This window comes from Microbispora bryophytorum (assembly GCF_006874465.1).
In the GTDB taxonomy this organism is placed as follows: Bacteria; Actinomycetota; Actinomycetes; order Streptosporangiales; family Streptosporangiaceae; genus Microbispora; species Microbispora bryophytorum.
In genome coordinates, this window is record NZ_VIRL01000001.1 from 331,802 (window position 1) to 352,987 (window position 21,186).

At 72.2% G+C, this 21,186-nt stretch carries 17 protein-coding genes; 2 read left to right on the forward strand and 15 right to left on the reverse strand.

The window, feature by feature from the left end:
- Nucleotides 1-28: 28 nt before the first annotated feature.
- Together FLX07_RS01730 and FLX07_RS01735 are read right to left on the reverse strand one after the other, a co-directional pair.
- A complete protein-coding gene (locus FLX07_RS01730; protein WP_208762025.1) occupies nt 29-1,033 on the reverse strand; it encodes a lysophospholipid acyltransferase family protein in 1,005 nt (334 codons plus the stop codon).
- The gene (locus tag FLX07_RS01735) at nt 1,030-1,764 is read right to left on the reverse strand and encodes a GNAT family N-acetyltransferase (protein WP_142567640.1); all 735 of its coding nucleotides are present in this window, start codon (nt 1,762-1,764) and stop codon (nt 1,030-1,032) included. Before FLX07_RS01735 ends, FLX07_RS01730 begins: the two co-directional genes overlap by 4 nt.
- A 200-nt stretch (nt 1,765-1,964) precedes the next feature.
- On the opposite strand from FLX07_RS01735, the gene serB reads away from it, so the two are divergent.
- Entirely contained in the window at nt 1,965-3,188 is a 1,224-nt protein-coding gene (serB, locus tag FLX07_RS01740; protein WP_189104852.1) for a phosphoserine phosphatase SerB, read from the forward strand.
- A 4-nt stretch (nt 3,189-3,192) separates the two neighbouring features.
- Here serB and FLX07_RS01745 read toward each other — a convergent pair whose 3' ends face one another.
- The 5 genes from FLX07_RS01745 to FLX07_RS01765 all read right to left on the reverse strand — a co-directional run bounded on the left by FLX07_RS01745 (nt 3,193) and on the right by FLX07_RS01765 (nt 9,739).
- Nucleotides 3,193-5,274, reverse strand: a complete 2,082-nt coding sequence (locus FLX07_RS01745; protein WP_142567641.1) for an FUSC family protein — start codon at nt 5,272-5,274, stop codon at nt 3,193-3,195.
- Between the two features lie 50 nt (nt 5,275-5,324).
- The gene (locus FLX07_RS01750; protein WP_223852890.1) at nt 5,325-5,846 is read right to left on the reverse strand and encodes a SixA phosphatase family protein; all 522 of its coding nucleotides are present in this window, start codon (nt 5,844-5,846) and stop codon (nt 5,325-5,327) included.
- Between the two features lie 169 nt (nt 5,847-6,015).
- Nucleotides 6,016-8,349 (reverse strand): sodium-translocating pyrophosphatase, encoded by a 2,334-nt coding sequence (locus tag FLX07_RS01755; protein ID WP_142567642.1) that lies wholly within the window; start codon nt 8,347-8,349, stop codon nt 6,016-6,018.
- A gap of 591 nt (nt 8,350-8,940) precedes the next feature.
- Entirely contained in the window at nt 8,941-9,369 is a 429-nt protein-coding gene (locus FLX07_RS01760) for an ATP-binding protein (protein ID WP_142567643.1), read from the reverse strand.
- A gap of 19 nt (nt 9,370-9,388) precedes the next feature.
- Nucleotides 9,389-9,739, reverse strand: a complete 351-nt coding sequence (locus FLX07_RS01765) for an STAS domain-containing protein (protein WP_030506779.1) — start codon at nt 9,737-9,739, stop codon at nt 9,389-9,391.
- 403 nt (nt 9,740-10,142) lie between these two features.
- On the opposite strand from FLX07_RS01765, the gene FLX07_RS01770 reads away from it, so the two are divergent.
- Nucleotides 10,143-12,431 carry a DEAD/DEAH box helicase gene (locus tag FLX07_RS01770; protein ID WP_229689446.1) on the forward strand — a complete coding sequence of 763 codons (2,289 nt, stop codon included), beginning with the start codon at nt 10,143-10,145 and terminating at the stop codon, nt 12,429-12,431.
- A gap of 316 nt (nt 12,432-12,747) precedes the next feature.
- On the opposite strand, the gene FLX07_RS01775 is transcribed toward FLX07_RS01770, so the two are convergent.
- The 8 genes from FLX07_RS01775 to ssd all read right to left on the reverse strand — a co-directional run bounded on the left by FLX07_RS01775 (nt 12,748) and on the right by ssd (nt 20,988).
- Entirely contained in the window at nt 12,748-14,628 is a 1,881-nt protein-coding gene (locus FLX07_RS01775; RefSeq protein ID WP_142567645.1) for a hypothetical protein, read from the reverse strand.
- Between the two features lie 292 nt (nt 14,629-14,920).
- Nucleotides 14,921-15,325 carry an Rv3654c family TadE-like protein gene (locus tag FLX07_RS01780; RefSeq protein WP_142567646.1) on the reverse strand — a complete coding sequence of 135 codons (405 nt, stop codon included), beginning with the start codon at nt 15,323-15,325 and terminating at the stop codon, nt 14,921-14,923.
- Between the two features lie 296 nt (nt 15,326-15,621).
- The gene (locus FLX07_RS01785; protein WP_223852891.1) at nt 15,622-16,083 is read right to left on the reverse strand and encodes a TadE family type IV pilus minor pilin; all 462 of its coding nucleotides are present in this window, start codon (nt 16,081-16,083) and stop codon (nt 15,622-15,624) included.
- A gap of 29 nt (nt 16,084-16,112) precedes the next feature.
- Nucleotides 16,113-16,766 carry a DUF4244 domain-containing protein gene (locus tag FLX07_RS38645; RefSeq protein WP_308424364.1) on the reverse strand — a complete coding sequence of 218 codons (654 nt, stop codon included), beginning with the start codon at nt 16,764-16,766 and terminating at the stop codon, nt 16,113-16,115.
- A 347-nt stretch (nt 16,767-17,113) separates the two neighbouring features.
- Nucleotides 17,114-17,860, reverse strand: a complete 747-nt coding sequence (locus tag FLX07_RS01800) for a type II secretion system F family protein (RefSeq protein WP_142567647.1) — start codon at nt 17,858-17,860, stop codon at nt 17,114-17,116.
- Nucleotides 17,861-17,987: 127 nt separating this feature from the next.
- Nucleotides 17,988-18,728 (reverse strand): type II secretion system F family protein, encoded by a 741-nt coding sequence (locus FLX07_RS01805; protein WP_142567648.1) that lies wholly within the window; start codon nt 18,726-18,728, stop codon nt 17,988-17,990.
- Nucleotides 18,725-19,903: a TadA family conjugal transfer-associated ATPase gene (locus FLX07_RS01810; protein WP_142567649.1), complete on the reverse strand. Its 1,179-nt coding sequence runs from the start codon at nt 19,901-19,903 to the stop codon at nt 18,725-18,727. Before FLX07_RS01810 ends, FLX07_RS01805 begins: the two co-directional genes overlap by 4 nt.
- The gene (gene ssd, locus FLX07_RS01815) at nt 19,900-20,988 is read right to left on the reverse strand and encodes a septum site-determining protein Ssd (protein ID WP_142567650.1); all 1,089 of its coding nucleotides are present in this window, start codon (nt 20,986-20,988) and stop codon (nt 19,900-19,902) included. The genes FLX07_RS01810 and ssd overlap by 4 nt, the downstream gene beginning before the upstream one ends.
- Between the last annotated feature and the right edge of the window lie 198 nt (nt 20,989-21,186).

Here is a 21,186-nt window from a genome sequence, read left to right on the forward strand (position 1 = left end):
GCCGGCGATCGTGTCCGGCAGTCCCCGCTCAGGCCGCCACGACCTGCTCCCCGGGTTCCACGAGCCCCGTCACGAGCCCCGTCCTGACCTGAGCCTCCGCGATCCGCGCCAGCGCCGTCCGCGCCTGCCTGCGCTGAACCGGCCCGCCGAGCGCGACCGGGCCGACCGGCCGTACGGCGGGGAAGACCGTCACCTCCGCGACGAGGTCCCTGGTGGCGACGATCCGCAGGACGGACGCGAGCAGAGTGTCGTCCCCGACGTACGACGGCCGGGTGGAGAGGGCGGCCCGCTCCCCGGTCAATCGCCCGGCCCCAGTGTTTCGGCCGGCCCCCGTGTTTCGGCCAGCGTTTCGGCCGGCTCCAGCGCCCTCCAGGAAACGCAGCGCCACCGGCCGTACGGGCACCCCCGCGTCGAGCGCGGCCTGGAACACCGCGGGCCGGAAACGCCCCATCTCGCGTCCGCACCAGGTCGTGCCCTCGGGGAACGCGGCCACGCTCTCGCCGCGCCGCAGCGCGGCGGTCATGTCCGCCACGACCCCCGGTAGAGCCGACAGCCTGTCCCTATCGATGAACAGCGCGCCGCCCCGGCCGGCGAGCGTACGGATGATCGGCCATCTGCCCACCTCCGCCTTGGCCAGCGGGCGGCAGGCGGCGGTCGCCGTGATGACCAGGGGATCGAGCCAGGAGACGTGGTTGGCGACGAGCAGGGCCGGCCCGTCCTCCCCGGGCACGGCCCGCACCCGCGCCGAGCCCCCGATGAAGGAGAACCCCCGGTGCGTCACGATCCTGACGCCGAGGGCCCGCAACAGCAGCCGCGACCACAGCATGGTGGCCACCCCGCGCCGTGCCGTACGGCCCAGCGCGAGCGCGATCGGCAGACCGGCGAGCAGCACGGCGGCCGCGCCCGCCATACGGGCGGCCCGCCGCAGGGGGCCGGCCCTGCGGGCCTGCGCGCGCAGGCAGACATCCGGCACGCAGGGAGACGTCGGCAGCCAGGCGGAGGAGGCCGCCGGCAGGTGCGTGACGGCGCTCACCGCGTCTGCCCGAGGAAGTGCCGCAGGTAGCGGGGGTCGGCGTCGGCCACGGAGAGCAGCACGAAGAAGTCCGCGGTGCCGAAGTCCGGATCGTGGGCGGGAGCGCCGCAGATCCACGCGCCGAGCCGCAGGTAACCGCGCAGCAGCGGCGGCAGCACGAACCTGCCGGGCCGGGGGACCCCGGCGTCCCGCCAGGGCGTGTGCGGCGTGACGCGATACTCCTCGGGCCCCAGCCGGACCCGGTCGACGACTCCGGCGGCGACCGCACCCCCGTCGTCCAGAGGCACCGAGCAGCAGCCCGCCAGCCACGCGTGGCCGCGACTGGTCATGTAGTGCGCGATCCCCGCCCACATCAGGGCGACGACCGCGCCGCCGCGGTGGTCGGGGTGCACGCACGTGCGCCCGGCCTCGACCAGGTCGCCGCGCAGGCCCTTCAACCCGCCGAGGTCGAACTCGGAGTCGGCGTAGAGCCGGTCGGAGCGGCGGGGCGGCAGCAGGCGGTAGGTGCCGACCACCGTGTCACCCTCGCGGACGAGGAGGTGGTCGCAGTACGCGTCGAGCGGGTCGGCGTCGAGCCCGCTCAGGGGGGAGTCGAGCCGGGCGCCCATCTCCCCGGCGAACACCTCGTAGCGCAGGCGCTGGGCGGCGCGCAGGTCCGCGGCGCTCTCGGCGAACCCGACGGTGTAGCGGCCTGAGCCAAGGGAGTGTTGAGACTGCAGAGAGATCGTCATGCGCGTCGCGTCCTTCCTCCGGGGGGTGCCGGCCACGATGAGGCGGACGGCGCAGGATGTCCCGGCCTGGCCTTCTTCGGGGCCCACCACCATGACGACATGCGGAAATGACAGCGGAGCCTCGGAGCGGGGGCATGAAGGCGTCCGCATCGTGAACCTCGTGCGCGCTCACGACAAGCGGCGCAGTAACCTCAAACAACGTGAACCAGCGCACGCTTCTGATCACGCTGACCGGTCCGGATCGCCCGGGCGTCACCTCGCGGCTGTTTTCCGTGCTGGCCGGGTTCCCGGTCGTCGTGGCCGACGTGGAGCAGGTCGTAATCCGAGGCCGCCTCACCCTGGGTGTCCTCGTCGCCTACGCCGGGGGTCCGCCCACCGGCACCGGGGGCACGCTCGGCGGTCTGTGGACGGCCGTCGAGCAGGTCGCCGCCGACCTCGACATGGACCTGGAGATCGCCACCGGCACGATCTCCAAGGAGAAGCGGCGACGCGGACGGCTGCACGTCACCGTCCTGGGCGCGCCGCTGCTGCCCGCCGCCATGGCCGGGATCTCCGCCCGGATCGCGGCGAGCGGCGCGAACATCGACAGGATCGAGCGACTGTCGAGCTATCCGGTGACATGCATCGAGCTCGCCGTGTCCGGCGCCGACCCGCAGGCGATGCGCGCGGAGCTGGCCGCGGAGGCGGCGGCGCAGCAGGTGGACGTGGCCGTGCAGCGCAGCGGCCTGCATCGCCGCGCCAAGCGCCTCATCGTGATGGACGTCGACTCGACGCTGATCCAGAACGAGGTCATCGAGCTGCTTGCCCGGCACGCCGGGTGTCTCGACGAGGTCGCCCGGGTCACCGACGAGGCCATGCGCGGCGAGCTCGACTTCGCCGAGTCGCTGGTCAGGCGGGTCGCGCTGCTCGAAGGGCTGTCGGAGGAGGTCTTCGAGAAGGTCGTCAAGGAGGTCGTCCTCACCCCCGGCGCGCGCACGCTGGTGCGGACCCTCAAACGGCTCGACTACCGCTTCGCCATCGTCAGCGGCGGCTTCACCCAGATCACCGACTCCCTGGTGGCCGACCTCGGCATCGACTACTCGGCCGCCAACACCCTTGAGGTCGTCGACGGCCGGCTCACCGGCCGGGTCGTCGGCGAGATCGTGGACCGGCCGGGCAAGGCCCGCGCGCTCGAGCGCTTCGCCGCCGAGTCGGGCATCCCGCTGAGCCAGACCGTCGCGATCGGCGACGGCGCCAACGACCTCGACATGTTCGCCGTCGCCGGGCTCGGCATCGCGTTCAACGCCAAGCCCATCGTGCGGCAGGCCGCCGACACCGCGGTCAACGTGCCCTACCTCGACTCGATCCTCTACCTGCTCGGCATCTCCCGCGAGGACGTGGAGGCGGCCGACGCCGAGGACGGCATGCCGCCCACCATGACCTGAGACCTCAGGGCCGGTTCGCGAAGGCGCCGGCCGCCGCCGCGCACAGCCGTACGGCGTCGGCGCCCAGCGACCGCAGCGCCTGGTCGACGGCGGCGGTGCGCAGCAGCGCCCGCCCCGAGCCCGGCTCGGTCACGTCCGCCTCCAGTTCGCTGAGGCGGCGCTCGGCCTGGGCGCCGACCCACACGGCGTTGTCCGCGAGCCCCCGGCTCACCTCCGCCGCCGGCTCGTACGGCTCCCGCCCCCGCACGCCCCGGGCGGCGGTCCGCAGGTGGCCGGCCACGGCGTCCAGGACGTCGGGGACCGGCCCGCCGCCCGCGGGCTCGTCGCGCAGCACCGAGATCAGCGTCAGCAGGTCGTCGCGGACCCGCTGGGCGGCGTCCAGGGCCTCGCCGACGGCCTCGGGCGCCGTGCCGCCGGGTTCCTCGGCGATGTAGCCGAGCGCCTCCGCGACCATCTCGGCGTCCACCGCGGCCTTCCTGACCCGCTCCTCGGCGCGTTCCACACCCGCCTTCCCCCTGGCCAGCTGCGCCAGCGTCCGGGCGATCGCCGCGTGCGAGTCGATCATCCGGCCGACCCGCTCGGCCAGCCGTTCCGTTTCCCCCCGCGGCCACAGCAGTCGCGCGCAGGCGATGGCGATGACGCCGCCCACGACCGTCAGCACGACCCGCGACTCGGCGATCCGTGCGGTCTGCGGCATCTGGAAGTCGAGCAGCAGGAGCACGCACATCGTCATGAACGTCGCCCAGTAGGCCTGGTGCGTCGGGGCCAGGCCGAACGCCAGCGCGGCCGACACCCCGATCAGCGCGACGAGCGTCCAGTGACCCGGCGCGACGGTCAGGACGGCGGCCGAGACCAGACCCCCGGCCGTGCTGCCGCTCACCCGAGCCCACACCTTGGCCCGCGTCTCCCCGTACGTCGGCTGGATGGTGACCAGCACCGCGATCACCAGCCAGTGCGGGAACGCTGGCTTGACCAGCACGATGATGATCGAGGCGAAGGCCGTGCCGAGCACGACCCGCAGGGCGTGCCGTACGCGCGGATCGTCGAAGGCGAGCGACGGGGGAGCCGCCAGCGTGGTCAGATCGAGGCCGTGCGTGCACAGACGGCGGGCCGCCTCGGTGGAGCCGTCGAGCGCCTCCTGGATCCGCGTGACGCTGTGGGCGATCTGCCGGAGGAGGACGAGCACGACCATCTCGCGCTCGCCGCCCGCGGCCCGGTCGCGCAGCCGGTCGACCCGATCGCCGAAATCCATGACGGGGACGTGCGTGGGCGGGCAGTCGGCCAGGTAGGCGCTCAGCGCCGCGGACAGCGAGGCCACGAGGTCGCCGAGCCCCGCCTCGTCCGCCCCGCCGGGCGCACGCCGGGCCAGCGTGTCGCACAGCCCGCGCAACGCGATGATCTCGTGGAACACCCGGCGCAGCGCGAGCGCGACGTCCCCTGCCGCCCGCGACCGCTCCCACCAGACACGGCGGGCTCGGGCCGTGCGGACCTCGGCGATGGCGTCGGCGGCCTTCCTGCGGCGCTCGTCCCACTCGTCCTGACCCACCGCGGGATCGGCCACGGCCCCGACCAACCCGGCCAGGGTGTCGGCGGTCTCCCCCAGCATCGCGACGATGGGGCGGGTGCGCCGCCACGGCCAGGGCAGGGTGAGCAGGACGGCCGCCAGCAGACCGCCGAGCAGTTGCAGGCCCGCGTGCGGCACGGGATCGAGCGGCAGCGGGTTGGCGGCGGTCAGCAGCAGCGTGAGCGCCGGGGTGACGCCGATCGGGCGCACCAGGCCGCCCAGCCCGGCCAGGGCCGAGGCGACCAGAACCATGGCCCCGCCGCTGCCCGACAGCAGGATCCCCAGCGACGTCCCCACGCCGACCGACAGCACGACGCCGAGCATGTACAGCGTGCGCACGCCCGCGGGGTTCGTGATGGCCCGCGCCGCGACCAGCCACGCGCCGAGGCCGACCGTCGCCCCGCCCGCGGGGTGCCCGGTGAGCAGGCCCACGAGCAGCGGGATCAGCAGGCAGGCGGCCCCGGTCAGGCCGAAACCGAGCGCGAGCCGTGGATCCTCCAGCCTCGGCGCCCTGGCGAGCACGACGTTCCTGAGCGGCAGGCGCCCTTACTACCCGCCGTGCCGGGCCGCAATCAGGTGCGGCTCACGTGGACCAGCCGTCCGGTGCCGGGGACGACGTCCTCCCACGGCACGTCCAGCTCGATCACCGCGTACGCGCCGGGTGGGAAGCCGTCGACTCTGGTGCCGGTCAGGGCGGCGACGAGCTCGTGCACGCCCGGGTTGTGGCCGACGAGCACCACCGACGCGATCTCGCCGTCCGTACGGCGCAGCACGCCGAGCAGGTCGTCGGGGTAGGCCTCGTAGATGTCACGTTCGATCTCAAGGGGGGCGTCGAGGCCGAGCAGCTCGGCGGTCCTGCGGGTGCGGACCGACGGCGAGCACAGGACGAGCGCCGAGGTGGGCCCTGCGGTGAGCCCTGTGGTGAGCCCTGTGGTGAGCCCTGTGGTGAGCCCGGGGACGATTCGCCGGATTTCCTCCCCGGCCGCCCGGGCGTCCCGTTCACCGCCGGCAGTGAGCGGACGTTCGCCGTCCGGAAGGCCGGGCGCGTGACCGGCCTTGGCGTGCCTGACCACGACGAGCGTCCGGGCGCTCACGGCATGGCCCAGACAGCGAGACCCACGATCACGGCGATCATCACCGCCATGGTCAGCAGGATCAGCGCCAGCGTCCTGCCCCCGTTCGGCTTGTCCATAAGTGCTCAGTGTATGGAGAAGGTCCCCCGCTCCACGAGCGAGGGACCTTCGGGCCGTGGTGCGGGCCGCGTCAGTGGGCGACGGGCTCCGTGGCACGGGAGGCCTCGTCGGCCTCGCCGGACGGGGCGATGCCCGTGGCGCGGCGCTTGGAGACCACAACGGCGCCGACCACGACCGCCACCGCGACGACCGTCGCGGTGACGCGCACCGCGACGTTGTCGGCGTACGTGACGACGGCCGGGGCGATCAGCAGTGCGACCAGGTTCATCACCTTGATCAGCGGGTTGATGGCCGGACCGGCGGTGTCCTTGAACGGGTCGCCGACGGTGTCGCCGATCACGGTGGCGGCGTGCGCCTCCGAGCCCTTGCCGCCGTGGTGGCCGTCCTCGACCAGCTTCTTGGCGTTGTCCCAGGCGCCACCGGAGTTGGCGAGGAACACCGCCATCAGCGTTCCGGCCGCGATGGCACCGGCCAGGTAGGCCCCGAGCGGTGCGTAGCCGAGCGCGAAGCCGACCGCGATCGGGGTCAGCACGGCGAGCAGGCCGGGGGTCGCGAGCTCGCGCAGCGAGTCGCGGGTGCAGATGTCCACCACACGGCCGTAGTCCGGCAGCTCGGTGCCGTCCATGATCCCGGGCTTGGTGCGGAACTGCTCGCGCACCTCGTACACGACACGGCCGGCGGCGCGGCCGACGGCGCTGATCGCGAGGCCGGAGAACAGGAACACCACGGCCGCGCCGATGATGAGGCCGACCAGGACGTTCGGGGCGTCCACCGACAGGCTGAAGTCGGCGAACGAGCCCAGGGCGTCCTTCACGCCCTGCGTCGCCTTGGCGAGCTCACTCTCGACCGCGGTGCGGAACGAGCCGAACAGCGCGGTCGCCGCGAGCACGGCGGTCGCGATCGCGATGCCCTTGGTGATGGCCTTGGTGGTGTTGCCGACCGCGTCCAGGGAGGTGAGGACCCGGGCGCCCTCGCCCTCGACGTCGCCCGACATCTCGGCGATGCCCTGGGCGTTGTCGGAGACCGGGCCAAAGGTGTCCATCGACACGATCACGCCGACCGTGGTCAGCAGGCCGGTGCCGGCGAGGGCCACGGCGAACAGCGCCACGGTCACGTTGCCGAAGCCGAGCAGGAAGGCGCCGTAGACCGCGCCGCCGATCAGCAGCGCCGAGTAGACCGCGGACTCCAGGCCGACCGAGATGCCGGACAGGATGACGGTGGCGGGTCCGGTGAGCGAGCTCTCGCCGATCTCCCGCACCGGGCGCCGGTTGGTCTCGGTGAAGTAGCCGGTGAGGACCTGGATGGCGCTGGCCAGGACCAGGCCCACGAGCACCGCGCCGATGGCGATCAGGCGCGGGTCGGCGGCGAGCCCGGCGACGTTCGCGGAGGCGCCGGACAGTTCGGCGAAGCTCGACGGGAGGTAGGCGAACGCCGCGACGGCCACCAGCACGGCCGAGATCGCGGCGGAGATGAAGAAGCCGCGGTTGATGGCGGCCATGCCGGACCGGTCGCCGGAGCGGGGAGCCGTGGTGAAGATGCCGACGACCGCCGTGATCACGCCGATCATCGGGACGATCAGCGGGAAGACCAGGCCCTCGGTGCCGAACGCGGCCTTGCCCAGGATCAGGCTCGCGACCAGGGTGACCGCGTACGACTCGAACAGGTCGGCGGCCATGCCGGCGCAGTCGCCGACGTTGTCACCCACGTTGTCGGCGATGGTGGCGGCGTTGCGCGGGTCGTCCTCGGGGATGCCCTGCTCGACCTTGCCGACCAGGTCGGCGCCGACGTCGGCGGCCTTGGTGAAGATGCCGCCGCCGACACGCATGAACATGGCGAGCAGCGCGGCGCCGAAGCCGAACCCCTCGAGGACGTTCGGCGCGTCGCCCTTGTAGACCAGCACGACGATCGCGGCGCCCAGCAGGCCCAGGCCGACCGTGAACATGCCGGCCACGCCGCCCGTGCGGAACGCGATGCGCATCGCGGTCTTCTCACCCGACTCGCGGGCGGCGGCCGCGACTCGGACGTTTCCGCGTACGGCGAGCCACATGCCGATGAAACCGGTCAGTGCGGAGAACACCGCGCCGACCACGAAGAAGACGGACCGGCCGATTCTCTCGCCGGTCGAGCCCGCCGGGAGCAGCAGGAGCAGGAACGGAATGATGACGACGAATATCGCAAGCGTCCGGAACTGCCGCGTGAGATACGCGGCGGCGCCCTCCTGCACGGCACGCGAGATGTTCTGCATTCGCTCGGTGCCCTGCCCGGCGGCGAGCACCTCGCGCACCAGGCCGCCCGCGACGGCAAGAGCGAGCAACGCCACTACGGCGACGACTATGACAAGGGTGAGATGGGAACCATTCAAAGCTACCGCTGCGCTCTCGCCAGCGGCGTGATAGGCAGACATCCGTCCTCCTCGGCCAGACGGGGTTTCGGTCCTGCCCGGACGGCGCCGACGATCCGACTGGCCGTGCGGCGCACTTCCGGGCGGTTGGCAAGTGCCGCTTCCGGTTGCATCCGCAATACCTTGGCCGGTGCCGGGAGTCTACGCAGCGATGCCACGGATATGAAGGCCCTCGTGCCTCGCAATCGAGGCGGCGTCCAGTAATGAGCGAACATTTGCGGCGCTATGAAGGTGGTTTGACCAGCACAGTCAGGGGCACGGCGGCAAGGGTCGCCCTGGTTACGGTACTCCCTTGTCCTTAGTTTCGGTCTCCCCGAAATTAGGCTGGGCACAGCAAAAGATCGAGTGTCACGCTGGGGGCGACACTCGATCTGCTCGAAGTCTCCCCTCGAAGACCTCGCGCCAAAGGGGCGTCGGAGTCGTCGGGGGTCCTTGAAGGTCCTCCTCGGATGCCCCCGGGAGGCTCCGAAGGCTCTGGGGGCCGTCTTCGGAGGCTGAGGGACATCTGGCAAGGCTCAGGGATCTCTTGGGAGGCTCCTGATCTCTTCGGAGGTCCTTTTGATCTCCTCGGAGGTTCTCGGAGGCTCCCGGAGGTCAGAGGGCGGCGATGCCGTGGGGCGACGCGGGCCAGCTCATGCGGATGCGCATGCCCTTCGGCCCGGGGAGCACCTCGACGTCGTCGGCCAGTCCCGCGATCACCGCGATGCCCAGGTTGTCCATCTCGGGCATGAGGCTGCCGTCCGCCTCCAGCACCTGGGGCGTCACGTCCTCACCCGGGGCGGCGTCGGTGACCGTTACCTCGAAACGCCCCGCGTCGTCGCGTAACTCGATGCGAACCGGCTCCCCCGGGCAGTGGAGGCGGTGCGCCTCCACAGCCCGCGAGCACGCCTCTCCGACGGCGAGCCGCACCTCGTCCAGGATCGCCTCCGCCACTCCCGTGCGCCGGGCGATGGCCGTGGCGACCAGCCGTGCCGTACGCACGTGGGCGGGCAGAGCGCTGAACGTCAGCTCGACGGTGGCCATGTGGCTGAATCCTCGACCGTCACTTGTCCCGGCCGTGGGCTTCCTTGGCCTCCTCGACCGAGGCGTAGATCCCGAAGACCTTCGTCAAACCGGTGATACGGAAGATCTTCAGGATGCGCTCCTGTGTGCAGACGAGCTCCAGGGAGCCGTCGTGCGCCCGCACCCGCTTGAGGCCGCCGACCAGCACGCCAAGGCCGGTCGAGTCGAGGAAGTCCACCTTCTCCATGTTCACGAGCAGGTGGAAGTTGCCCTTGTTGACCAGGTCGATCAGCAGCTCACGCAGTCGGGGCGCGGTGTAGACGTCGATCTCACCCTCGACATCGACGATGGTGAGATTGTCCTCGGAATGGTGGTCCAACTTCAGATCCACAGATCCTCCAGCGCCTTACTTGCGTAGGTCTCGATACAGGTCATGCATCCTGGTAGTCCAGAGGCACGACCCGATGCGCGGCATTCAACCACGCTACGACTCCGTGTCTATACGAAATCACGACTCCGGGCGACTCTCCCCGCAGATGCCAAACTGGAAACCAGTGACTCCGACTTCTTCGTCCTCTGCCCGAACAGGCGACCTTCTCACCCGTCTGCTCGCCGTTCCCGCACGCCGGGGGCGCGTGACTCACGTGGAGCATGTTCCAGCACGTCAGGCAGGTGAGACACGGTGGCCGGAATGGGCCCCTGATCTGCTGGTCTCGCGGCTGCGCGCACAGGGGGTCTCCGGCCTGTGGGAACACCAGCTTATGGCCGCCGAGCTGGTTAAACGTGGCCAAAACGTGATCATTGCCACAGGAACCGCGTCCGGAAAATCCCTGGCCTACCTGGTGCCGGCCGTCACGGAGATCTTCTCCGGTGGCACCGTGCTGTATCTCACCCCGACCAAGGCGCTCGCCGCCGACCAGCTCAGGGCCCTGCGCACGCTGCGGCTGACGCAGGTGCGCGCCGCGACCTACGACGGCGACACACCGCCCGAGGAACGCCGATGGGTCCGCCAGAACGCCAACTACGTGCTGACCAACCCGGACATGCTGCACAGGTCGATCCTGCCCCGGCACTCGTCCTGGTCGTCATTCTGGCGACGGCTGCAGTTGGTGGTCGTGGACGAGTGCCATGGCTACCGGGGCGTCTTCGGCTCCCACGTCGCCCAGATCCTGCGCCGGCTGCGCCGGGTCGCCGCCAGGTACGGCTCCTCCCCGGTGTTCCTGCTGGCGTCGGCCACCGCGAGCGACCCCGCCGCCGCGGGAGTGCGTCTGACCGGCCTTGAAATGGCCGAGGTGACCACGGACGCCTCTCCCAGGGGTTCGACCACCTTCGCCCTGTGGGAGCCGCCCCTGACCGATTTACGCGGGGAGAGCGGGGCCCCGGTCCGCCGTACGGCCACGGCCGAGGCGGCCGACCTCCTGGCGGACCTCGTGATCGAGGACGTGCGCACTCTCGCGTTCGTCCGCTCCCGCCGCGCCGCGGAGGCCGTGGCCCTCACCGCCCGCCGCACCTTGGAGGAGGTCGAGGCCCTTCTCGACGAGGAGCCCGTGCCGTACGGGGAGTACGCCGAGGGCGGGCCGGAGGAAGTGAGCGGACCGGACGACGGCGGAGCTCTTCGCGACGCCTTCGGCGGCGTTCCGGACGAGGCCCTCGACGGAAACGGCGGGCGGGGGCGGTCCCCCGCGAAGGCCACGGAGGCCGGAGAGCCGGCTGAGATCGACGCGGGAGGCCGGACAGATCGCGGAGGAGGGCGGCTGTCCGACCGGGTGGCGGCCTACCGGGCGGGCTACCTGTCCGACGACCGGCGGGTGCTCGAAAAGGCCCTGCGCTCGGGCGAACTGACCGGCCTGGCCACCACCAACGCGCTCGAACTCGGTGTCGACGTCTCAGGTCTCGACGCGGTGCTCATCGCCGGATGGCCCGGCACCCGCGCATCGTTGTGGCAGCAGGCGGGCCGGGCCGGCCGCGCGGGCCAGGACGCGCTGGCCGTGCTGATCGCGCGGGACGACCCGCTCGACACCTACATCGTCCATCATCCGGAGGCGGTGTTCGGACGGCCGGTGGAGGCCATCGTCCTCGACCCCGACAACCCGTACGTGCTGGCGCCCCACCTGTGCGCCGCCGCCGCGGAGATCCCGCTCACCGAGGGCGACGTGGAGATCTTCGGCCCGGCGGCCCGCGGCGTGCTCGACGACCTCGTGAGCCGGGGACTGCTGCGAAGGCGCTCCACGGGGTGGTTCTGGACGAGCCGGGACCGCGCGGCCGATCTGGCCGACATCCGTGGCTCGGGCGGCGCCCCGGTGCAGGTCGTGGAGGCGTCCACCGGCCGCCTGCTGGGCACGGTCGACGAGCCGTCGGCGCACACCATGGTCCATCACGGAGCCGTCTATCTGCACCAGAGCGAGACGTTCGTGGTCGACGTGCTCGATCTGGACGCGGGGGTCGCTTTGGTCACCGCCGCCGAACCGGACTACGCGACCTTCGCGCGGGACGTCACCGACATCCGGGTGATGGAGTCGCTGCGTTCGCGGCCCTTCGGGCCGGGGACCATTCACTTCGGCTCGGTGGAGGTCACCCGGCAGGTCGTCTCGTACCTCAAACGGCGCGCCCAGACCGGGGAGGTCCTCGGCGAGGAGCCCCTCGACCTGCCGCCGCGCACGCTCTGCACACGTGCGGTCTGGTGGACCCTGCCCACGCCCGCACTCGCCGAGCTCATCGAGCCCGGACACCCCGCGGATCTCGGCGGGGCGGCGCACGCGGCCGAGCACGCCTCGATCGGCCTGCTGCCCCTGTTCGCCACCTGCGACCGCTGGGACATCGGCGGCGTGTCCACCGAACTCCACCCCGACACGGGTCTGCTCACGGTCTTCGTCTACGACGGCCACGACGGAGGCGCGGGCTTCGCCGAGCGCGGGTACGCCCGGGCGTCCGACTGGCTGACGGCGACGCGGGAGGCGATCGCCTCGTGCGAATGCGAACGCGGTTGTCCGTCCTGCATCCAGTCCCCCAAGTGCGGAAACGGCAACGAGCCGCTCGACAAGGCCGGGGCGATCCGCCTCCTCGACATCCTCCTGCGCGCCTGATCCGGCTGAACACCCGATCCGGCGCGCGGAACGTCAGGCCGGCTACGGGCCCCTCCCGACAGGCGGGCAGGCGGGCAGGCGTGCGCCCTCATCCCACCGCCCCGCGAGCCGGACGGAGGCAGGCCGGACGGAGGCAGGCCGGACACCTGCGAGCCGAACAAAGGGAGGCCGAACAGAGGCAGACGGAGCGGGCAGGCGCCGCAGGCACAAGTCCCTTGTGGGGAAACACGGGTCCCATGCCGGGACCACCCGGCCCATGCTGGGACCACCCGGCCAATGCTGGGACCACCCGGCCCTTGCCGGGACCACGCGGCCGTCAGAGGTCGGGCCGGCGGGCGGAGCGGAGGCTCTCGTCGTCCTCCGTCCAGACGTCCGGCTCGGGCTGCCGAAGCGGCCGTTCCGGCATCTGGCCGTTGATCGCCGCACCCGCAGGCCCCGCCGGCGCCCTACCCGCGAGCCTCGCCGGCGCCACAACCGCCGGCATCTGTCCGGGCAGCGCCCCCGAAGACGGCATCTCGCCGGTGGACCCGATGTCAGCGGTAGGGCCGATTTGCGCGGTTGCCGGCAGCGGCTCCTGCTGGTCCGGCCGGTCGAGGAAAGCAGCCGGCTCCTGATCGGACAACCTGGTCCCCGTACGCGTGTCCGTGGTCGCGCCCGCGCCCGTGTCGGCGATCACGCCCGCGTCTGTATCCGTGGTCGCGGCCATGCCCGTGTCCGTGGTCACGCCCGTGTCCGTATTCGAGGTCGTGGCCATGCCTGTAGTCGCGTCCACGCTCGCGTCTGTATCCGTCGTCGCGGCCACGCTCGCGCCCTTGATCACGCCCGCGTCTGTATTCGAGTTCGCGGACACGCTCGCGCCCGTGTCCGTGGTCGTGTCCTCGGTCGTCGGGGAGACGGCGCCCAGGCGGATCTCGGTGTCGGCCTCCGGATCCGGGAGATTCTCGCGGGCCTTCGGCCTGGCCAGGATCACGGAGGGACGTCGTAGCGGCGCGTTCCCTCTGGCCTTCGCCGTGGCGGTGCCGCTGAACGCGGCCGCGCCGCTCGCCACCGTCGCAGCCTCGGGCGAGGCGCCTGTCCTTCCTGTCACCGGCTGCGGCTGCGAGCTCCCGGATCGTCCCTCACCCGCGCTGTCGCTCGTCAGGCCCTTGCGCCGCAGCCAGGCGCCCAGATTCGCGCCCGTGAGCAGCAGGACGACGGCAAGCGCGACGTACACGCCGAAGCTCAGCCCGCCGAGCGGCAGGAAAGAGGACTGCGCCGTCATCTTCGGATCGTCGGTCTTGTCCGGGGCGACCACCGGCTCGGTCTGGTCACTGCCACCGTTCGCCTGCGGCAGCGTGAGCTCGGTGTCCTTCGGCAGCTCGGTGTCCTTGGGCAGCGTGGCGTTCTGCGGCAGTGCCGGTTCCGCGTTCGGCACGGCGGTGGACCGATGCGTCTTCGGAGTTTCGGCGGCGCGCGACTTGCCCACCGACTGGGCGGCCGGTTTCCGCGACGGAGACGGAGATGGGCTCGCGGACGCCTTCGGGGCGGGAACGGTCACGTACGCGGCCGCGGACCGTTGAGATGCCACGGAGCCGCCGGTGCCGTCCGATCGGAACGCGCGAACGGAGACGTCCACCTTCTGTCCACCCATACCGGCCGGAAGCGCGAGGCTCGTCTGACAGGTGGAACCGGAGCAGGCGGAGTCGGCGGACATGGACCAGGACTTGCCGGCCTTGACCGAGGTGATCTCGTACGACTGCAGATCGGGCTCTGCGCCCTTCGCCCAGCCGACCAGGATCGTCGAGGGGTTCTTGAGCCGTGCCTCGACCCCTGAGGGAGCCTCCGGCGGACGGCTGAGCACGAAGGTGGAGGTGGCGTAGGTCTTGTGTGTGACCTCACCGAACAAACTGACCGTGAGTGTGCCGTTGGGGGCGTCGCGGGGGTCGAAGGATCCGCTGATCGTCTGGTTCGCGCCGCCGGACGCGATCTTCTGCCGGGATACGGAGGGGCCTTCGACGTACAGGGCCATGCTGATCTGGTACCAGTCCGTCTTCGCGGAGACGGCGACCGCACCGGATGACTTGACGACCTCCCCGTCCGCGGGGGACAGGATCTCGGCGTCGGCCGCGTTCGCGGGTGTGACACCGATCATCGGCGTGGACGCCAGAGCCATCAGAACGATCATGGCCGTTGTGCCCAGCCGACGAACCCTGGTCACGACGTATCCCTTCGTGGAGAACCGTCCGCCCCCGGCCGCCTCGGCGGAACACGTACGGCGACTGAGAGTACGCGGCACTTTACGCCAGCCGTCCACTCTTGGACCGAATGTCTAAGAAGTCGTGATTCTATTGCGACAGAAGTAGTCTCACATTGCGGAAGATCAGAAATACGCCATTTGCCCGGTCGCGCCCGCAGCGGCCGGTAATACTCATCCCGGCTCGACGGGGGTCGGCGGCGGGATCTGCCGTGTCCTTCTCCGCCGGAATGATCCGCCCGCCGCGACCACCCCCTCATGCGGCGGCGCCGACGGGACCGGCCGATGCGGAGGCGGTGGCCGTCGCGGGACCGAGGAGGGGGACCACGAACCGCACCGCTACCGCGACCTCGGCGACACCGTCCGACAGCGAGCACGACCGCAGCGAAGCCCCGTTGGCGGCCGTGATCGCCTGGGCACGGTCACACGCCTCATCCGGGACCGCCAGCGCCACGCGAGCGGCCCCGAGCGCGCCGAGGTCGGCGGCGCTCTGTGCCCGGTGCCGCGCGACGCGAGCGACACCCACCTGGACGGCCACCATCGCCACGGCCCAAACGGCGGTCATGAGGGCGATCGTCCAGATTGTCGCCGAGCCGCGCTCCTGACTGGAGCACGCTCCACCTTCGCATGCCTGAAATCTCCTCATTCTGCCTGCCCTCATGTCCGCGACGATCAGCCATGACACGTCCTGGCTGTTCGGAGTGGTCCCGGCGCTCAACCGGCTCCGGGCCCGTCCGGCGGCCGTGCTCACCCGACTCCCGCGGGATGTCCCGCCGGATGCACCGCTCCCGCGCCTGCCGGCCGGGAATGATTCCTCATTCGCGTGCCCCGCTCCCGCGATCCCCCGTTCCTCCCGCTCCTCCGGACTCAGGGCGACCGCGTTCAGTGCGACCGCGTTCAGTGCGACCGTGTTCAGTGCGACTGCCGGCCGCGTTCATATCGCTTCCGAACCGCTCGTCATTCGCGTCCGCCTGGTGCCGGAGCGACGAGGTCCGCCCGAGGCCCGCAGAGCGGGTCGCCTCCGCAACCCGCCGACATCGCCGGAAGAACGCCGGGTTCGGTGGCGGAGACGGCGGCGGCCCGGAGGCGAGCAGGCGGGAGCGGCGATCTGAAGGGCGGCCGGACGGTCGCGACGACCTCGACCCGGGTGGTGTCCGCTCCCACGCGAATGGACACCGTGGCACCCTCGGGAGCCAGTCGCAGGACCGCCGCGCTCACCTCCTCGGCCGCCTCGCCCCGTGCGGCGGCGCGTGCGCCGGCCCGGGCCGCGTCGACGCATCGCAGTTGCGCGCCCACGACCGTCACCGCCCACAGTGAGGCGATCAGCACGACCACGAGGGCCGGAAGTGCGACAGCGGTCTCCGCGGTCACGGAGCCTCGCTCCCGCGGGGGCGGCACGTCCACCACCCGACGCGACATCCAGGCACAGCAGCGCACCACCGCAGGCCTCAGGCGGCCAGCTTCAGCGCCTTTTGGATGAGCGCGGCGAGCATCGACCTCACTTCTCCGCTGGTGACCACCTTCCAGAGCAGCGCCGCGAACGCGCAGGCGGCTATCGTGCCGACGGCGTACTCCGCGGTGGACATGCCCGCGTCGGCCCTCGTTTTGGCCTGCACCGCCCACTGAACGCTCAGCTCTCGAACTCGGCACGAGGCCCGGGCGGCCGATCGCCCCAGCGCGGCGGGCGACCTCCGCAGCGCGCCCGCCTTTGGGAAGCCGGCCAGGGCGCTGAGAGCGAGGACGCTTCCCAGTGCGCTCACACTGGATCGGCGGCGACGATCTTCCGTCCACAGCCTGCCTCCCGCCCCGTGGCCCACAACCGCCCACCGGCCCGCGATCGCGCGCGGGCCGACGATCGGGCGCAGGCCGGCGATCGAGTGCGGGCCGACGATCGAGCGCAGGCCGGCGATCGAGTGCGGGCCGACGATCGGGCGCGGGCCGACGATCGAGCGCTGTGGCGGGCTGCCGGGCTTCGGCTCCCACCCGGACAGCGACGACGACCCCGAGGCCGTGGAAGCGCCGAATCCTGCCCACCGTCCGAAGCGGGTGAACACGGATGTGCGCCCGGAGCGGCCGAGTAGCGCCCTGCGTGCCGAGCGCACGAGCGCCCCCCATCGTGACGGCCGCGCCCTGTGACGGCCCACGGCGTCACCGTCTCGCCGCCGGAGAGTCGCGCCCGTCTGATTCCTCCGGCCGGTCGCGGCGTGCTTGCTCATCGGTCCTCCTGACCCGCTCGGGCGGCCCCTCCGCCCGTGCTGGGGCCAGACTGCGGGATCACGGACGGAGGAATTCGGGCCGAGCGCGGTTCTGTGCACAAGAGCCCTGCCACCGCGGTTTTCCACAACTACAGCGCTCTCGTCTGTGGATCGACGATCAGCGATTGTTGAGCGTCTGTACCCTTTGCCCCGCCTGCTGTCCACAGTTGTGGATGAGGCTGTCCACAGGTTGTTCATGGCAGGAGGATCTGGCCCGCCAGACCCGCGACCATGGGGATGATCCCCAGGAAGACGAAGGCCGGCAGGAAACAGAGCCCGAGCGGTGCGACGGCGTGGACACCTACCCTGCGCGCCGCAGCCGAGGCCGTCGCCTGAGCCGCACGCCGGGCGTCGTCGGCGAGCCGGGTGAGGACGTCGGCGACCGGCGCGCCGCTCTGGGCGGCCCGAATCATCGTTCTGGCCAGAGCGGCGAGCGCCGGTTCATCGGACAGAGCGGCCCACGCCTCCTCAGGAGGAGCGCCCAGGCGCATCTGAGCACCGGCCCACGAGAGGCGCTCGCCCATCGGACCCCCGATCGCGTCGGCGGTCGTCTCGACGGCCCCGCTCATCGGTTGCCCTGCTCGGAGACAGGCGACGATCAGATCGACGGCGAACGGAAGGTCTGCGCCCATACGCTCCCGGCGGCGCCTGACCTCGGCCGGTTCCCGCCTGCGAACGGCGACGAACAGGCCGATGGCCGTCGCCGTCCCCGCACACGCCCCCACCAGACCACCGAGAAGCAGGAACAGCGCGACTCCCACGGGTGCCGCGACGGCCACCCCTCGACGTGACGCGCTCGCGCCCATCGGCGCGGCGCCTGGTGATCCCCGGGCCGGTGCCGCCGACACCGCGACGGCATTCAGCCGCACGGCCGGCGAACGGGCAACCGGCCACGTCAGCATCGCCAGTGTGGTCAGGAGCCCGGCCAGTACGGCGATCATGCCTCGCCCCCTTTCAGTAGGACAACCGTCTGCAGCAGGACAGCCGCAGTAGGACAGTCGGCGGCGTCTCCCCACGACGACGGCCGTCCGGTCGATGACGGCACCGCCCGATCCAGGCGCGGCCCGATCACGGCACCGTCAGCTCCTCCGCCCGGGTGACGAGCCTGTGGGTCCACCAGACACCTGCGGCGTCGAGGGCGAGCCCGACGACCAGGCAGACGAACCCCGCCGGGTCGCCGAACAGGAACGCCAGCGGATCCATGCCGAGTCCTGTGGCCATCAGCAGGCCGAGCACGGGCAGGCCCGCCAGCATCCGGGCGGTTGCCCGGGGTCCGGAAAGCTGGGCGGCCACGTCCTCTCGATGTGCCTGCGCCTCCCGCAGAGATGCGCATACCCGTTCCACCACTGCGATCAGGCCGCCGCCCACGGCCACGCTCACCCGCCAGCACGCGGCCAGCCGGACCAATCCCTCGCCGCCGCGCGCGGGCGCGGCCTTCATCAGGGCCGCGGCGACGTCGCCGCCATCCCGGGCGGCGGCGACCACCGGGGCGAGCGCGGCCGGATCGGGTGGGCTGACCGAGGAGACCGCCCGAGCGAGGGCGTCGCCGGGGGTCCTGCCCGCCGACAGCTCGGCTGCCAGGCTCTGGCACAGCTCCACGGACGCCGCACGCCAGGCCGCCGCCGTCGCCCCTGGCCGTGGGCGGCGGGCCAGCACAACCAAGGACCTGCGTGCGTCCTTTGACCGCCGGTTCCGTGTGAGCGACGCCAGCCGTGTCGTCCCGGCATCCGGCCCGGCCCACATCCAGCCGGCGAGGGCGGCGGCAAGCATCGCGACCAGCCCCGCCACCGGTCCGCCCGGCGGCGTCATGACGGCCACGAGACCGGGCAACGTGCTCGTAGCGCCTCGAAGGACGGGCCGCGGCGCGCCCGGCCGTCCGCAGCGAAGGTCAGGGCCGGAGCCGCCGTCACCAGGCCGGACGGGCCGCGCTCGAGCACGCAGATCTCCGCGACGCGGCGACGGCCGCCACCGGCCTCCCGCACGAGGTGGATGACGAGATCGAGCGCGGCGGCGATCTGGCTGTGCACCGCCTCCCGCGTCAGCCCCGCCGCACAGGCCAGAGCCTCCAGCCGCGCCGGCACGTCGGCGGCGTTGTTGGCGTGCAGCGTGCCGCAGCCGCCCTCGTGACCGGTGTTGAGCGCCGCCAGCAAGTCGACGACTTCCGCTCCGCGCACCTCGCCCACCACCAGACGGTCGGGTCGCATCCGGAGGGCCTGCCGTACGAGATCGCGCAGCCCGACCCCGCCCGCGCCTTCCAGGTTCGGCGGCCGGGCCTCCAGCCGTACGACGTGGGGGTGCAGAGGCTGCAACTCGGCGGAGTCCTCGACCAGCAGCAGACGCTCCGCCGGGCCGGCGAGGGAGAGCATGGCACTCAACATCGTCGTTTTTCCAGTGCCGGTGCCGCCCGTGACCAGGAACGCCAGCCGGGCCGCCATGATCGCGCGGAGCACGGCGGCTCCGCCCTCCGCGGCGAGCTCCTCCACCGCGAACGCCCGGCGTGACGGCAGCCGCAGGGACAGGCAGGTCCCCTCCGCCGCGATCGGCGGGAGGACCGCGTGCAGGCGCACGCCGCCGGCGAGCCGGGCGTCCACATAGGGGCAGGCGTCGTCGAGACGACGCCCGGCCGCCGCGGCCAGACGCTGAGCGAGTCTGCGGACCTCGTCGTCTCCCGGAAAGGTCACGCTCGTCCTGCGCAGGCCGTCCCCGTCGTCCACCCACACCTCGCGCGGCCCGTTGACCAGGACGTCCGTGACACCCGGCTCGGCCAGCAGGGCTTCGAGCGGGCCCGCGCCGATGAGATGGGCGCGCAGCGTCCGAGCGACGGCCAGGATCTCGGAGTCGCCGAGCACGGCCCGCTCCGCGCGCAGGGCGGCCGCCACCTGGGCCTCGCTGGGGGCGGCGCCGGTATGCGACAGCCGTACGCGCACCGCCTCGACCAGCTCCGCGCCGACCCCGGGAACGGTCGCCGGTCCTGGGCGCGTCACGGGCCACCTGCCCCGGCGGACGAACGGCCGGACCTGCCGCTCTGGGAGAGCCCGCCCAAGAGAGACTCGAGCAGCTCACCGCAGAAGCGGCCCAACGGGGACCGGCGCAGCGGCGGCGGGTCTCCCCGGTCCACCGTCTCCACGAGTCCGCGCGTCTCCGGGAGCACACCCGCGCACGGCACCGACAGAGAGGCCGCGACGACCTCCGGATCGAGCGTCCCGGCGCGCATCACCAGGCGCAGGTCGCCGGTCCCCGGCCGGAGCAGCGTCACCGTCTGGGCCGCCGCGAGCGCTCCCCGCAGGTCCGCGGGAACGACGACGATCGTCGCGGCGGCCCTGGCGAGGGCCTCGGCCTCGCCCTCGCCGACGTGCCGGGGCAGGTCGACCACGACCAGGTCGCAGCCGCGCTGCGCGGCGTCGAGCACGACGCGCATCGCCTCGCGGGGGATGCGCACCGGCTCGCCGCGATGCGCCGACAACACCGTCAGCTCCCCGAAGGTGGGCAGCGCCTCCTGGAGGGCGGCGAAGCTCACCCTGCCCTCCCTCCCGACGACGTCGGGCCAGCGGGCGCCCAGGGCATCCTCCTGACCGAGCAGCACGTCGATGCCGCCGCCGAGCGGGTCGGCGTCGACGAGGAGCGTGCGCAGCCCGCCGCGGGACGCCGTCAGCGCCAGGGACGCCGCGAGGACGGTGGCACCGGCGCCGCCCTTCCCTCCTGCGACGCACAGGACCGTGCCTGCCCGGGTCACGGGCTCGGCGGTGTCGCCGAACTCCTCCACGAGGAGCCGCTCCGCCTCGGGCAGTTCCAGCACGGTGTGCGCCCCGACCGCGACGCATCTGCGCCACATGTCGGGGTCGTCGGTCGTCCGTGTCACGACGACCACGTTCTGCCGGGGCGGCGGGCCCGTGGCGGCCAGGTCGTCGGCCAGGTCACTGCCGACCACGACCAGCGGGGCCCGGATCCAGTACGGCCGGGCGTGGGCCGCCGCGTGGGCGACGTCGAGTTCGACGCCCGCGGCGGCGGCTATGCGGAGCAGATCGTCGAGGAGTTCCTGATCGTCGGTTATGGCCAGTGGGCGTGGCATCGGTGTCTCCCTGTCGTCCCGGACGACTCGGTGTTCGGGAGGACCACGATGCGAGAGGCCGCGACCGGGGCGGGCGAGCGAACCGCGTTCTGTGGACGAAGCCCGGCCTGTGGACAAGACCGGATAGTTCGGGTTGTCCACTATTGGCCACAGGCAGGTTGATCAATGAAAAAGGGCGACCCCCGCCGGGGGGGGGAG

Coding starts and splice junctions, on each gene's coding strand:
- FLX07_RS01780 (WP_142567646.1), bottom strand. CDS start 15,325: ATGAGGGCAGGCAGAATGAGGAGATTTCAGGCATGCGAAGGTGGAGCG.
- FLX07_RS01785 (WP_223852891.1), bottom strand. CDS start 16,083: ATGTCGCGTCGGGTGGTGGACGTGCCGCCCCCGCGGGAGCGAGGCTCC.
- FLX07_RS01760 (WP_142567643.1), bottom strand. CDS start 9,369: ATGGCCACCGTCGAGCTGACGTTCAGCGCTCTGCCCGCCCACGTGCGT.
- FLX07_RS01755 (WP_142567642.1), bottom strand. CDS start 8,349: ATGTCTGCCTATCACGCCGCTGGCGAGAGCGCAGCGGTAGCTTTGAAT.
- FLX07_RS01800 (WP_142567647.1), bottom strand. CDS start 17,860: ATGATCGCCGTACTGGCCGGGCTCCTGACCACACTGGCGATGCTGACG.
- FLX07_RS01735 (WP_142567640.1), bottom strand. CDS start 1,764: ATGACGATCTCTCTGCAGTCTCAACACTCCCTTGGCTCAGGCCGCTAC.
- FLX07_RS01805 (WP_142567648.1), bottom strand. CDS start 18,728: ATGACGCCGCCGGGCGGACCGGTGGCGGGGCTGGTCGCGATGCTTGCC.
- ssd (WP_142567650.1), bottom strand. CDS start 20,988: ATGCCACGCCCACTGGCCATAACCGACGATCAGGAACTCCTCGACGAT.